At 39.3% G+C, this 14,218-nt stretch carries 16 protein-coding genes and 1 riboswitch; of the genes, 7 read left to right on the forward strand and 9 right to left on the reverse strand.

All coding sequences use genetic code 11. The features are described 5' to 3' along the window. Positions 1-15 precede the first annotated feature (15 nt). The 4 genes from Ga0466249_RS15710 to Ga0466249_RS15725 form a co-directional block, all read right to left on the reverse strand. A complete protein-coding gene (locus Ga0466249_RS15710; RefSeq protein ID WP_215830424.1) occupies positions 16-486 on the reverse strand; it encodes a chemotaxis protein CheW in 471 nt (156 codons plus the stop codon). Between the two features lie 14 nt (positions 487-500). After that, positions 501-1,667: a methyl-accepting chemotaxis protein gene (locus Ga0466249_RS15715; RefSeq protein WP_215830425.1), complete on the reverse strand. Its 1,167-nt coding sequence runs from the start codon at positions 1,665-1,667 to the stop codon at positions 501-503. A gap of 231 nt (positions 1,668-1,898) precedes the next feature. Continuing rightward, positions 1,899-1,984: riboswitch (cyclic di-GMP riboswitch) on the reverse strand. A 155-nt stretch (positions 1,985-2,139) separates the two neighbouring features. Beyond that, positions 2,140-3,393: a PAS domain S-box protein gene (locus tag Ga0466249_RS15720; RefSeq protein ID WP_215830426.1), complete on the reverse strand. Its 1,254-nt coding sequence runs from the start codon at positions 3,391-3,393 to the stop codon at positions 2,140-2,142. Between the two features lie 299 nt (positions 3,394-3,692). Continuing rightward, complete coding sequence (locus Ga0466249_RS15725) at positions 3,693-4,490, reverse strand: glycosyltransferase family 2 protein (RefSeq protein WP_215830427.1); 798 nt, start codon at positions 4,488-4,490, stop codon at positions 3,693-3,695. Between the two features lie 168 nt (positions 4,491-4,658). Here Ga0466249_RS15725 and yabG point away from each other — a divergent pair, with 168 nt between their 5' ends. After that, positions 4,659-5,534, forward strand: coding sequence for a sporulation peptidase YabG (yabG, locus tag Ga0466249_RS15730; protein ID WP_312889786.1), 876 nt, complete (start codon positions 4,659-4,661; stop codon positions 5,532-5,534). Between the two features lie 256 nt (positions 5,535-5,790). Next, complete coding sequence (locus Ga0466249_RS15735) at positions 5,791-6,498, forward strand: CAP domain-containing protein (protein WP_215830429.1); 708 nt, start codon at positions 5,791-5,793, stop codon at positions 6,496-6,498. A 60-nt stretch (positions 6,499-6,558) separates the two neighbouring features. Here Ga0466249_RS15735 and Ga0466249_RS15740 read toward each other — a convergent pair whose 3' ends face one another. Next, positions 6,559-6,852 (reverse strand): hydrogenase maturation nickel metallochaperone HypA, encoded by a 294-nt coding sequence (locus tag Ga0466249_RS15740; protein WP_215830430.1) that lies wholly within the window; start codon positions 6,850-6,852, stop codon positions 6,559-6,561. 80 nt (positions 6,853-6,932) lie between these two features. Next, positions 6,933-7,871 carry a YitT family protein gene (locus tag Ga0466249_RS15745; RefSeq protein ID WP_246588782.1) on the reverse strand — a complete coding sequence of 313 codons (939 nt, stop codon included), beginning with the start codon at positions 7,869-7,871 and terminating at the stop codon, positions 6,933-6,935. A gap of 174 nt (positions 7,872-8,045) precedes the next feature. Here Ga0466249_RS15745 and Ga0466249_RS15750 point away from each other — a divergent pair, with 174 nt between their 5' ends. The 3 genes from Ga0466249_RS15750 to Ga0466249_RS15760 all read left to right on the forward strand — a co-directional run bounded on the left by Ga0466249_RS15750 (position 8,046) and on the right by Ga0466249_RS15760 (position 10,553). Continuing rightward, complete coding sequence (locus Ga0466249_RS15750; RefSeq protein WP_215830431.1) at positions 8,046-8,756, forward strand: DUF3794 domain-containing protein; 711 nt, start codon at positions 8,046-8,048, stop codon at positions 8,754-8,756. A gap of 33 nt (positions 8,757-8,789) precedes the next feature. Next, a complete protein-coding gene (locus Ga0466249_RS15755) occupies positions 8,790-9,689 on the forward strand; it encodes an SPOCS domain-containing protein (protein ID WP_215830432.1) in 900 nt (299 codons plus the stop codon). Between the two features lie 84 nt (positions 9,690-9,773). Further along, on the forward strand, positions 9,774-10,553 hold the full coding sequence (locus Ga0466249_RS15760) for a HipA family kinase (protein WP_215830433.1): 780 nt from the start codon (positions 9,774-9,776) through the stop codon (positions 10,551-10,553). On the opposite strand, the gene Ga0466249_RS15765 is transcribed toward Ga0466249_RS15760, so the two are convergent. The 3 genes from Ga0466249_RS15765 to Ga0466249_RS15775 form a co-directional block, all read right to left on the reverse strand. Continuing rightward, positions 10,524-10,670, reverse strand: a complete 147-nt coding sequence (locus Ga0466249_RS15765) for a L,D-transpeptidase (protein WP_215830434.1) — start codon at positions 10,668-10,670, stop codon at positions 10,524-10,526. The two genes, Ga0466249_RS15760 and Ga0466249_RS15765, sit on opposite strands and share 30 nt — an antisense overlap. Then, positions 10,671-12,206, reverse strand: a complete 1,536-nt coding sequence (locus Ga0466249_RS15770; protein ID WP_215830435.1) for a recombinase family protein — start codon at positions 12,204-12,206, stop codon at positions 10,671-10,673. A 170-nt stretch (positions 12,207-12,376) separates the two neighbouring features. Further along, a complete protein-coding gene (locus Ga0466249_RS15775; RefSeq protein WP_215830436.1) occupies positions 12,377-12,601 on the reverse strand; it encodes a hypothetical protein in 225 nt (74 codons plus the stop codon). 673 nt (positions 12,602-13,274) lie between these two features. Here Ga0466249_RS15775 and Ga0466249_RS15780 point away from each other — a divergent pair. After that, the gene (locus Ga0466249_RS15780; protein WP_215830437.1) at positions 13,275-13,733 is read left to right on the forward strand and encodes a VOC family protein; all 459 of its coding nucleotides are present in this window, start codon (positions 13,275-13,277) and stop codon (positions 13,731-13,733) included. Between the two features lie 137 nt (positions 13,734-13,870). Beyond that, positions 13,871-14,038 carry an aspartyl-phosphate phosphatase Spo0E family protein gene (locus tag Ga0466249_RS15785; protein ID WP_215830438.1) on the forward strand — a complete coding sequence of 56 codons (168 nt, stop codon included), beginning with the start codon at positions 13,871-13,873 and terminating at the stop codon, positions 14,036-14,038. Positions 14,039-14,218: the final 180 nt, after the last annotated feature.

Genomic DNA, 14,218 nt, shown 5'->3' on the forward strand with positions numbered 1-14,218 from the left:
CTTTGTTTTTAACTTTTACACGACATTTTTTAATTCTTTTTCTTCTTTTCCTGTTAAAATTTTGTTCATATCAAGTGCAATAATCAGTCGATTCTCTACTTTTCCAATGCCTAAGATATAGTTGGAGCTTATTCCACCCGTGACAGTAGGGGCGTCTTCCATTTCTTCTGATGCAATGGGGATAATTTCCAGTACATCATCAACAACAATTCCGCACTTCTTATTATCAATGTTTATCACCATGATTCGGGTGGTATCTTTCTCGACAGTAGTCCCTAGGCCAAAACGTTTTTTTAAATCAATAATTGGAATGACATTGCTGCGTAAGTTCATGATTCCCTCAACAAAATCCGGCATTCCAGGCATGGCTAGGGTTTTCCCCTGGCGAGTTATTTCGTGAACTTGTTCTATTGGAATTCCGTATTCATAAATTATTTTGTTGTTTTCCAGCGTAAAGACGACTAATTTTATGCTCTCTTTTGCCATTATACGAAACCTCCTTATAAATCGGCAGCAGTGTGTGACAGTTTTTGAGCCAGTGCAGTCATTTCTTCGATACTGGCATTCACTTCTTGTGTTGCTGCAGCAGTTTCTTCCACTACTGCTAATGTAGACTCCGAGGCCTCTGCGGTTTCATTCATTGATTTATTGATTTCTTTAGTCAATTCTTTAATTTGTACAACCGTATTCTTAGAGTCTGCCGACAACTTTCTGATTTCCTCGGCGACTACGCCAAATCCCAAGCCTGCTTCGCCAACTCTAGCTGCTTCGATAGCTGCGTTGAGGCCCAGCATTTTTGTTTCATCAGCAATTTCTTTAATAAAGTTCATTACGTCGTTTATTTTGTCTAAGAGTTCTTTTGACTTTCCAATTTCGCCATGAAGTTGTTGCTGATTGTCACTCACGTTGTTTGTAGCGGCAGTAATTTGTTCTATTGCAGTGGCTACGCCGGTAAGTCCTTCGTCTAAGGAGCTTGCAATATGCTTGAGATCATCCGCTAATTTCCGCGGTAAAGATATTCCAAAAGCACCAACAGCTTCGCCTGTTTCTTCATCCATCAGGGGGTAGGAGGCTGCAATCACGGGGTAACCATAGACAGATTCATCAATATCTTCAGTAACCAGCTTTTTTTGCTTAATAGCCTCATCGGGAGTGCTGCCCGCTCTTAAGGGGTTTCCAACCTGTAGTTCGAGCATGTCGAATTTTTGAGAAGGTTGCCGCTTAAGGAATTTTTCTTTATCCGTTATCCACATGAAGCCACCTTCGGGTAATAGGTCAGCTACGACGGGAGCAAAAGATTCAAAAGCATTTACAATTTTATGTTGACGTGGAATGGTGAGTGCCCATGCACCGATGATTTCCGTATCGTTTTCATTCCAGATAGGTCCGCTATAGGTGAATAATCTAACGCCATATACATTTCTTGGGATGCGTGCGGATACCACTTTTCTAGCTTGGATGGCTTGGGCAGAAGGTCCGCTTTTACTAAATCCCCCGTCTACTTGTAGACCGGGTATTTCAAACTTATGATTTTCAATGTAGGTGACTTTATCAAGGGTAGTAATGAAGAAGCTAGCTCCATCTTCGAAGGCTGTCAGAACAATATTAAAATAAGCTTTCACAAATTCTAATTCTTTCATGTGTACATGTAAATTATTTACTTCCATTTTCTCTCAACCCCTTGCAGCTTAATTTTAACGTTTCGTGCGACAGATTCTATTATAAAGTTTTTACCAGAATAATATTCGAAATTAGTCGCCTATTGGAGTGCTCTTGTTACCTCCCTTGCACATGGACAATTTGACCAGTTTCTAATAATTATCGGTAAAAAACTAATAGTTGCTAAAAAGCGTCAGATTTTCTGAGAAAATTCTGACGCAATAAGGTTTTAATGCTTCAATAGCAACCTGGCAATCATAGAAAATAAATCCGTAGACCCAAGGCTTTGCGTCCCTATCTTTCGATAAGTTTGCTAATATTTTATTGTCATTATGTTGGAGATATTGAGCTAACTAACACTTATCTGTTATTTTAAAACAGATAAGACAAAAGTACTATTGGCATGATGTATCAAATTTAAAGTAAAAAAAAAGCAAATTATTGTATTTTAAACACAATGGTTCCCGTTATATGGAAATTTTATTTTATTAAGTTTAGTTTGTACAATTTTATTGCTGTTGCAAGGGTTAATTTTGTTTCAAATTCGTTGATAGATATTCCCAGAATTTTTTCAATTCGTTGTTTGCGGAAGATGACGGTATTATAGTGAAGAAATAGTACTTTGGCTGTTTCTTTCAAGTTGGACTTTTGTAAAATTACGGCAAGTGTGTCCAAATAGTCGGTGCCTTTTTCATGATCATAGCGAATAAGTTTACCAATTGTTTTTTCAATAAATTCAGTTGTACGTTCTTTTTCGCTTGGTTTTATAAGCAGTTGTAAAATACCCAAATCTCGAAAGTGGACAATGTTCTTATTGCGCTCCGAGTCGTACTGCGAAACTTGAATTGCTTCCAGGGCCTGCTGAAAACTTTTTGTAAAGCCCCTTATTCCTTGTTGGTTCTCCCCAATACCTATTCGAATCGTTATGTCAGGATGATACTTATGAATCTTTTTTTGTAAGAGTTGTGCCAATGTCTTTTCTGTAAAATTATTTCCTTGATCAGAAGGGTTTATTTGATATAGAACACCGATGCTACTACGCCGCCCCCAAGTAATACACCCTTTTGTGTCATTTAGTTTATCGATGAGTTCATATTTGATATCTTCCTCTATGGTTTCAGATCTGTTTTTATGGTGTAAATGATAATCAACGGTTTTTTCAAGCTGGATTACCGAACAAAAAAATGGTTGAGAGAAATTAAGTCCTATGTTATTGATATAAGCGAGTGTTTCTTCATCTCCTCCCCTTATTCCATTAAGAATGTCATTGAAGACGTCAGCTCGGCGTTTTATTTCATAAGATGTTTGGAGCTTTTTTTCAGCCTCTCTCCTCAACGTGATATCAATAACAATAAGAGAAAGCAATATTTTCTCACCTGTTTTGAAAGGACTAGAATATACTGCTACATCTTTGACGTGCCCATTTTTAAGCTTATGTTGGCAGTATTTCGGTTTCTGAATAAAATTGTCTAATCGAATTCTACCCGTTTTGAATTTTTCGATTGGAGATATAGAAATTTCAATTGTTTTCATGGCTTTTAATTCATCTGTTGAATATCCATAGAATTTATTTGCTGCTGCATTGACTGCTATGATATCGTTCGTTTTAGGATCAACAAGCAGCCAAACGACAGGACTATGAAGAAATATTTGCTGAAAACATATTTCAGTAGTATTTTGTAATGAATTCCGTCTACACATTTTCATTCTGCTAGTATACTTATTTATCTGCATGTTTCCACTCTCCATGTATTGTTCATGTGTTTTAGCCTAGATATCTTATTCTCTAGTGTAATTATTGTGTTTATGGAGACATTCGGATGTTCAATATGTTGCATTTAATGTTGATTTTTTGTATTGACAACTTTCGTGATTTTGTACGTAGATTTTATAGTAAATATCAATATTCTTATTATTTTATAACATTCTCTTGTCATAAAATTGTTTCCTCTGTTTCTGTTTTTCTAATAAAGAAATTTGAATAAAAAAATCCCCTAATGTGGCAGGAAAATCCTACAATTAGGGGAAGATTGTTAGGTTTGTTTTGTCGTTCCTAAAAAATTTTCTAATAAATCAAATCGCCGGGCTGTATGATATCCTGAGTAGGTTTTGTTTTGCCATTGTCTTGTCCGGGGCTTACCGTGAAATACCGCGATAGCTTCTAAACAATCGCCAACAATCGTATCAATAATTTTGTTGCTGTGAATGTAGTTCTTTACAGAAGATCCCAATCGGTAATGGGGAATTGTAGTGGCAACATCAATGCGTAATTTGCTTAAGCGGGCCAACGCCAGTGAGACAGGTGGAATAGAAAGTTCTTGGAGTGGAATGGATTCTAATAGACGGCGTGAAACGGCATGAGGGCCATGTGCTGGTGTTGCTAGTCCAAGCTTTTTATCTAGTCCTAATTCGTGCGTGACATTATAGCGCCACTGAAAGGTTGGATTATAACGTTCAATATGACGGGGTGGTGAGGGATAACAGTTGGTGAGAGCCATATCTAAATGTTTGAGCTGGATACCCTCTATAAGTTCTACTAAATTTTCATTGAATGTACCTACCATGTCTCCATCAACAAATAAAACAACGTCACTGCCTAAGGAATAAGCCATTTTTGCGCCGATTGCCCGGGGGACATCAATGCCTAGACATTCGTGAAAATAAATAATCTGTAACTTGTCAATGGGGAGATTGAGGACTTCTTGGAGAGTCGTATCGGTTGTTCCATTAATAATGAGAATGATATGGTCGATTGGGAGAGTGGCGACGTTTTGCAGCACTGTTGTAATACGGCCTGCTTCGTTTTTAGCAGGAATGACTACAGTAATCATGCGCCATCACCTCAAAGGTGCTTTGGTTTATCCTCGCTGGATTACTACAGTATATTGAGGGACGCCTTTATTTGTCACTTGTTGCGGTTCCTTTCTGGGGGAAAACTTTCGGTGACAGAACTTTTGCTGTACTCATAGTATGTAGTAATGGATGGGGGAGGGATAGGTGTGACTATTGCAGTAGGTGATCTTGTTGTTCGCAAATCTCATGGCGGAGATATCGTGTTTAAAATAACGGATATTTATTTAGACGAAGCGAAACAAACTCATTGTGTGCTGAAAGGGCTGTATATGAGGCTCATGGCAGATGCGCCTATTGATGATGTCGAACGGATTGATGCCGAGCATTTGCGCAATGAAATCATTCATATGGAAGAAAATATCCAAGATGGGTTGCATCAGATTCTGCTCAGGCGTGGTGTAGAGCAGGAAAAAACTTCGCATTTCTTACTTAGAGGGGATCGAAAAAAGTATAGTTTTTTTAATTTACCTGGCAAGGTCCTTCATGTGGACGGTGACGAAGAGTATTTAAAAATGTGTTTGAAAACCTATCGCCAGCTGAATATGGAAGCAGTTGGCGAATGGATCGCTGAGACGGATCAGCCAGGCCGAGTGATCGATATTATAAAAAAACACCGACCAGATATTTTAATATTGACAGGACATGATGCTTTAACTGGCAACGGAAAAAAAGATTTTAGCAATATGGACAGTTATCGTAATTCGAAATATTTTGTGCAGTCTGTAATCAATGCCAGAAACTTTTGTTCTTCGCGCGATGACCTCGTGATTTTTGCTGGGGCCTGCCAGTCTTATTTTGAGGCGATTATTGCTGCTGGAGCTAATTTTGCCAGCTCCCCAATGCGGATTTTTATTCATGCTTATGATCCGGTCTTTATTGCAGAAAAGGTGGCGTTTACTTCCATTAACCAAGCGATTGATTTGAATGATACTATTACAGCTGCTGTGACGGGCGTTGAAGGCGTAGGTGGTATTGAAACGCGTGGCAAGTTTCGGTTAGGATTGCCGAAAACCCCCTACTAAGGTAATTTACAATGTTATTTTAGCGATAATTTTTATAAAAAAACAAGTAAGTCTGTACCGATTTTTGATACTGACTTACTTGTTTTTTTATTATAAACCAATGTGGGTGATAAACTTTTAAAGTTTACAGGCAACTTCAATGGGACGGTATGTTTCCAACGACGATAAAAATTACCAACGTTATGTTAACAGGTGTTTTTTGATAAAAGGCGAATAACTATAATGCGAGAATTATTTCGCTAGAAGGGTGGATCATATGAATCATTTTTCTGCTAATAAAATTTTAAAAAGTTTTTGCTTCGGTTTATTGACTGTTTCTGTCTTTACCACTTCGCTGGGTATGCCAGCAGCTGAAGTGGCTCATGCGGCTTCAGTTACTGCGGATAATGCACCTCAAGTAAACAATAGTAAGGCAGGTTATGTAGTGCTTGCCTTAGGGCTCTTGGCTATGCTCAGTGGGGGGCATAGTGGTGCGAAGGCGTCTTCGGCACCTGCTGCTGCAACAGCAGCGAGCGGGTCGGTGACTTCCTCTACAAGTCCCAGTTCTTCATCAAGTCAGACTTCTTCGGCTTCAACAGGAAATGTGGCGGCTGATGAACAAAAAGCGGTTAATTTAATGAATGCTGATCGGAGCGCCCAAGGGCTCGCCAACCTAAAAGTAGATTCACGGCTGACTTCTTTGGCTGAAAAGTATGCTCAGGATATGGTGAATCGCAACTTCTTTTCGCATACCAACCCTGAAGGGCAGTCTCCTTTTGATCGTATGAAACAAGCAGGCATTTCTTATAGTGCGGCAGGCGAAAATATTGCCGTTAATCAAAACGTGGCAGCCGCTGAAACGGCTTTTATGAATAGTGCCGGTCATCGTGCCAATATCTTAAATACGGCTTATACAAATGTGGGTATTGGTGTTGCTTATAAAAATGGACAAGTTTATGTTGTTCAAGAATTTATTAAACCCTAGCTCTAGATTGTTTGAATGATAATGAAAAATCCTGCCCTTGTTGGGCAGGATTTTTCATTATCATTCAGGGTCCATCATATCCATACTCATGCCCATATGGTAAAACTGGGTGCCGCATCTAGGACAGACACCGCCATGGTGGTGAAAATCATATTCATGGCCGCAAGATTGACAGACTTTATAGAGTCTGCAGTACGATAAGCGGTACAGTTTAAATGTACAGTCAAAGGTCTTTAAACACTTTTTCGTCGGTTTGCAGCCACAAAATTTGGGCTCTTTCTTCATCTGGCAACAACTCTTTCCGTCTTCCCATTGCTCATATTTTGGTTTACAATAGCGATCATTTTCGTTCACGAGCAATCCTCCTATCATGTCATGTAATGTTGTGGTTTCTTTTACATAATATGATAAGAAAGTATTGATGGTGAACATTGTTAATGAGTAAATCCCTTGCCAGATACTTCAGCAGCATCCTGGATGATGAGAAAGGCTGAGGTATCGATATCTTCTACCATTATTTTTATTTTAGCAATCTGAGTAAAAGTTACTACGATATAGAGGACCTTTTTTTCTTGATGAGTAAAGGCTCCTTCACCCTTTAATATAGTTATGCCGCGCCCGAGTTCATTTAATATGGCGACTGAAATTTCTTCATGCTTGTCTGAAATAATCATAATGGATTTTTTTCTATTAAAGCCTTCGACAATTTTGTCTGTTAGTACGGCCCCTGCGTACATGGCGAATAGTGTGTACATAGCTGATTTTGGACCAAAAAAAACACCTGCAAATATCATAACGACGCAGTTAATCGCAAATCCCATGGACCCCATACTATAGCCATAGTATTTTTTCATAATGGCACCGATAATATCGGTGCCGCCGCTGCTGCCGTTGACACGAAAAATAATGCCTGAGCCAATCCCTGTGAGGATTCCGCCATAGATAGAGGCCAACAAAATGTCGTCAATAAAGTTAATGTCAGCCAAGAAGCGGGTAGCATCAAGCGATGCTGAGAAAATGATCATTCCATAGAAGGCGCCAAAGACATATTCCTTGTTAAGCATTTTATAAGCCAGATAAAAAATAGGAATGTTTAAGAGCGTTGTGAGTAATCCGAGGGGATAGTGAAAGAGAAAAAAAATAATCATGGCAACGCCACTGACACCGCCGCTTAATAAATGGTGGGGGACAAAAAAGATATTTATGCTTACGCCACTGATCATACTGCCGATAGCGACCCATAAATATTGCGTTACCATATGCGGAAGATTGTGCGAAATATAGGCATATACAGGGGAAGGGAGTCTTTTAGCCAGTTTAAGCAGAACAAGACGCGCGATGCGAAGTAAAAGACCCGGGGAACGACGCGGCATGCAGATTCATCTCCTTGTAATAAGAATATAAGAGAACATTAACGAATAGGGAGATATTTTCCTGCCTATTCATCATGAAATTATAAAAGTTTTTTTCTGTTTCTTTTATTTTGGGCACAACATTTGTTTGTTACTCATATATATAACTAGAATACTCAAAAGGGGGGGATACGTGTGGACGATAAAGATACGCGTTTTTATGGTGATCCCTGCACACTTAGTGCTCAGACAGGTCCGCAGACCATTGTTGTACGGCAGATAATTGGGGAACAGGAAGCACAAGCTGTGCTGGATATTCATGTTGTTGTTCCGGCTTCCAAACCATCGATTGAGCAAATTATTGATGTTCTTGTGAAGGATGTTGATGTCAATAGTGTCGATGTCATTATGGATAAAGTCATTGTACGCGGCGAATTTGAAATTAAAGCCATTTATGTTGCTAATTTACCGGATCTACCTGTGCATGCCATCCAAATTAAACATTACAGGTGGACACAAGACATTGATTTACCTGGCGCGCGACGGGGGATGGATGCCGATGCCAGTGTGATTGTTGAATTTGTCGATTATGATGTAGATGATGAAGGATACCGTCGGGCTTATATGTATAATAAGTATGATGACGATTCATGCCAAGAAGATTGTGCTGATGATCCGTCTGACGACTGTGACGACCACCATGACGATTGCGACGATCACCACCATCACCATGACGACTGCGACGATCACCATCATCACCATGATGACTGCGATCACCATCATCACCATCATCATAATCTTAGGGAATTCGACGTATCTGTTGTATTAAAAATTACTGGTAAGGTAATGGCGGATCGCGAGGTAATGATCAACAACCCTACTGTACCATTATACCCAAAAGGTTAGCATGGCGGGCAATTCAACAAAGGGGGGGGAAAAATGACGGACGAACTTAAGCGTCAAACATCAGGATCAACGATTACAGCCATATCAGGAACAGGTATTGACGATAATGCCAATGTTCTCTGCGGCTGCCCGCAGCCTGGGCCTGAAACGATTGCTGTGGAACAGGTTTTAGGTGCTGAAACAAAACAGCGTGTTGTCGAGTTTGATATGATTTTGCCAAGCAATAAACCCAGTATTCAACAAGTGATTGACGTGTATGTCAAAGATGTTTGCATTTCTGACGTCGATGTCATACCAGATAAAGTGATTATTCGTGGCAATTTGGAAGTAAAAGTCATGTATGTTGCTGATTTGCCTGATGAACCTGTTCATGCCTATGAAAGAAAACATGTGCGCTTTACCCGTGACATTGTGTTGGAAGGTGCTGAGCCGGGCATGGATGCTACGGCAGATGTTAATGTAGAATATATTAATTATGATTTTGATTGCTGGTGTGATCGGCGCAAAGTCCATATTACTATTGTACTTAAATTCTGGGCGCGTGTCACGACGACAACTTCTATGGATGTTTACGCATTGACTCCTATCAATGAAATGGGTCCAGTCGAAGCTATTGCGGGTCCTGCTGGCTATTATGGTGGTTATGCACCAGAGAATATGTTTGTTAGCGGCATGCAGCCTGTTGCAGGAACAACTATGGGCCCAGTGACAGGGACTGCTACGGTTATTGGTACGAAGGTCAATGTCAGGACAGGACCCGGAACGACATTCCCTGTCGTGACGCAAGTAAATAGTGGTGCAACAGTGACCATTAAAGATGGGGCTTTTGGATGGAATCGCGTTGTGTTAAGCGACGGTACCACGACTGGCTGGATAGCCGGTTGGTTGCTACAAACGACATCTGGTACTGTGCCAAGTACACCGAAAGGATAATATGAACCTTATGATTCAGGCAGCACCTTCGGGTGCTGTTTTGATTTGCAGTGGCAAATAAATCTAAAGTAGGTGAAGATTGTGTTGTTAGCAACAAAATATATTGGGCCTGTTGGAAGGGGGGTAACGCGTCCTGAAATTGTTTGGGCTGATGATGATTTTGCTTATGTTGTGAAGCTGCAAAATAATCGGATGGGACGGCAAGTGCTTGTTAATGAATATATTGCGCAGGAATTAGGGCGAATGATGAACCTTTGTTTTCCGCCGAGTGAATTGATTTATTTATCAGAAGATGTGAAAGCTTCTTTGGAACGGCATCTTCACAAGAAAATAAACCGTGGGCCTCATTTTGCCTCACGGTTTCTCAGTCATACGCATTTTTTGACCAGAAGTAACCTTGCTAAAGCTGTTAATTTTTCGGATATGGCTGGCATCATGTTTTTTGATCATCTCTTTCATAATTTGGATCGTACGAATAATCGGCGAAATTTGCTGATAAGAAATGAAGAAGCCGGCGCCAAAATTTATGCTATCGATCACTCCCATTTGTTTTATCGTGGGCGCTGGGAATTGACGGCTCTAAAGCGAATGGAAGAGCTTATTAAAGTCAATAGTTCTAGAATTTATGGGGTTTTGTTAAGACGTTATCTTGATCCACAGGATTTTGTTCCTTATGTGACGAGATTTTGCGAGATTCCGGATGAAAAAATTTTGGATATGATGGCACATATTCCCACTGAGTGGCAGGTAACAAATGAGCAGAAAGCAGCCTTAACTCACTTTATTGGTTGCCGTCGTCAATTAGCGGAGGACATCTGTGAAGCCATCTGTCGTCTAATCCCTGATAAAAACAGGCGTACCTAGTGACGCAAGGGAAAAGATATCTTCTGCATGGACATTGTGCATGCGGATACAACCGTTGGAAACCATCTGACCGATGAGCCACGGCTTGCTGAAAACGTGAATATAAGAACATGACATTTAGATTGTTTCCCATGATATTTTAAATTCAGGAAGTTTCTTTCGCGCGCCTTTTCCTTGATGGTGGTCGGTTCGTGTAATGGTTACTTTGGAAAGGAGAGCATGAATGATTTGCTTCTTTTCTTCTGGGTTTAACTCATTACCTGATTCTATCAATGGGCGTAACTTGTTAAATGTTTCCTCAAGTGAGGGAGTAACAATCATTTCTTTTGATTCTGGTGGTTTTAATATATTTTTTCGTTCTTGGATGCCTGTTAGCTGTGTCTTAATTTCGGATAATTCCTTTTCCGCTTCTTCTTCAGATAACATTTGCTGTCTAAACCACTTAGCAATCGTCTCACGGCGTTTTATAAGCTCGCCTTCCAAACTAATCAGACGTAGTAAGTCCGTGCCATTGTCAGCCTTCTTATGATTTTTAGACATGAATTTCTTTAGCTCAGCTGGATTATAAATTGCTTTCAGCAACTTGTTCCATAGGTCAGTGTCAATAGCATCCGCTGGTAAGGTCCTGCTTTCACATGTTATGCCAGCGTTTCTCCGGTTTGCATAACGTTGCGTTGCACATTGATAATAGGCTTTATATGTGCCGTTCCGAAATAAGCAGTGATGCGTAAGCATTCTGCATCCGCATACGCCGCAGAAAAGGATGCCCGACAGTAAAAAAGGATAGGCTAGTGGTTTTCTGGGAGTAGCCTTGTTCGCTTTTAGGTGCTGCTGGACTCGTTCAAAAGTTATTTTGTCAATAATAGGCGGTACAGGGATGCTAATCCATTCGTCTTTAGGGCGTTCCATTTTTATTTTGGTTTTTATTCCAACTTTTTTATAGCGCTTTTTCATACTGATAAACGTCCCAGTATAGGTCATATTTGTCAGTAGGTTGTGTATGGAAGAAGTAGGCCATAAATATTTTCCAGTAGGGGAAGGGATGACAAGACGGTTTAACTCTTTTTGGATGCCTTGCACACTTAGATTATTTGTTGTGGCCATATAAAAAATTTTTTGTACCACTTCAGATTCCCCTTTGTTGATGATATAGCTACAATTTTTCTTGTCATAGTCATAGCCGAATAGACCAAAGTCCATAATAATTTTGCCTTGAGAGGCTTTTTTCCTTTTTCCGCGAAGAGTCCGATCTAATATCTTCGCTTTCTCAAATTCAGCTATGGCTCCACGCATGGAGAAAAATAGGCGTCCGTCTGGACTTGCATCATAGTCCCCTGTGACAAAATGCAGTGCTACCTTTGATTTTTCTATTTCTTCAGCAACAAGTAGCTGAATGGATAATTTTCTAGCCAACCGATCAGGATCATAAACGACAACCGATTCGATACTTCCGGCTGCAACATCATCACGTAATCTAGTGAGTGCCGGCCGATCGATAAATTCGCCGGAATAACCGTCATCTATGTATTCGATAATGTTTGTTTCACCTTGCTTGACTAGAAATGCTTTACATGCAGCGGCTTGGTCCGAAAGCGAATAGCCCCTTTTTGCCTGATCTTCTGTGCTGACGCGGCAATAAATAGCTTTAGCCATAGTATCACTTCTTTAGTAATGTTTGTTTATTGGGTAATTAAACGCAGGGATATGCTTAACTCTGTAAAAATAAGGTTCAGTTTTTTTATAAACATAAAGACACAGCATGACTAATGTTCGCTGTGTCTTTTGCTACGGTAAATCTTATTATTAGTGAGTTCGTATATTTTTTAAGATTTTTTCAGTATTATACAATTTGTTAAATCTAGTATTTTATCTAATTTGTCTTCAATGCGTGAAATAGAAATTTTGTTTGTGCCGAGTTCTCCAACTTGATGAGTAAGGGCGCTGATAAAAGCACTGTTTTCTTTTTCTTGGGCATGGACTTTACTCAGCTCTCTCTCAATATTTCCCAGCGATTCTAATACTAAATGCTGAAATTCTTCATTAGTCATGTTGTCACCTCACCGTTGCTATGATTCTGTATAGTTACATTATATTTCAAGATTTTCAAAGTGCCAAGTCCTGAAAGTTTGTTGAAGCGTGTTAGAACGCTTTGACTTATTAGGTTGATTGTTATCAACAAGACAATCTTTTACCGCATATATTTTACGGGGGTGGTGAAGTGATTATTGAGGAGGATTCTTCAATGCCGATTACTCCGAAGATGATTGAAACTTTTCATCGGTTGTTAGCCGAAATTATCATGAAGCACATAGAAGAAAAAGAAGCTGAAATATCGACGAAAGATGCCGGTTAATACCGGCTGCAATAAAAATGGACAAGCAATACGTGACAGGAACAGTAGGGGGCAGCTTCGTCAACTAATAAAAGAAGGCCTAATGGCCTTCAAATAGCTTGCAGATTAACCATATGAGTGCGATCGTTCCTAACGGAGTAACAATCAACAGCATTGAATTTTGGATGATTTCAATAGCCAAGCTAATCTCCCCCTGTACCTAGTGTATGCATAGTTATCACTGTACAGAACTTGGAGATGTAAGCAATTTTTTGCTTCGACTGTGGTAAAATGGTGTCAGGTAAAAAAATATTTTACAATAATGATATTAGGCAGTGGTCGTAAGGAATTGATCTAAGTTAAGGAAACTTATTCAGAGGAGGTGTCGTATGTCACAGAATATTAAATATACACATACGAATATAATTGCAAAGGATTGGAAAAGCTTAGCTTCATTCTACATTGAAGTTTTCCAGTGCGAACCAATTTATCCTGAAAGAAATTTGACAGGTGAATGGATTGATAAAATTACTGGGATAGAAAATGTTCGAATTAGAGGAATGCATCTTAAATTACCAGGTTATACAGATGGTCCGACCTTGGAAATCTTTGAATATGAACCAAGCAATCTAAGTAACGCTAAAACAGTTATAAATTGTCAAGGTTTGACCCATTTAGCTTTTCATGTGGATTCAGTGGAGGATGTATTAAAAAAGTTGTTGGACAATGGCGGAGAGCAGCTTGGTGAATTAATTATTCAGAAATATGAGGGTATAGGTACTTTAACAGTTGTTTATGCATGCGATCCAGAGGGGAATATAATTGAAATACAAAACTGGGGAAAATAAATTTTGATGATATTAAGAGCCGCAAGGCTCTTTTTTTCTTTAGAAAAAAATAATTTGGATTAATTCGACTCTATTATCCACATTTTTCTTAAAACTCCTGCTAAATTGTGTCTAATACATGGAGGGGAGGGAAAAATATGGATAAGTTTTATGATATTTTAGCAATAATGGAGAAATTACGTCAAGAGATGAATGAAGTTGCAACTCAAAAAAGTATTAACGATCCAGAAGTATTAGACGTTAGTAAAAAACTTGATGAAATTCTCAATCAGTATCAAAAATTATTGCGTAAGAAACAGAAATGAAACGTAAAAAAACCGCCAATACGGCGGTTTTTGGTTTTGAGGCGAGGACATCTGATGTCCTCGAGATGATTTTTTTTTATGGATGAGCAGGGAAAGTTCGAAGCTGTCATAAATTTGTCATAAAGCTATAGTATTATAAAATAACATGATAATGTTATTTATTATATATTCGCCTAAAGG

Origin of the sequence: Pelorhabdus rhamnosifermentans (assembly GCF_018835585.1) — a bacterium.
In the GTDB taxonomy this organism is placed as follows: Bacteria; Bacillota; Negativicutes; order UMGS1260; family UMGS1260; genus Pelorhabdus; species Pelorhabdus rhamnosifermentans.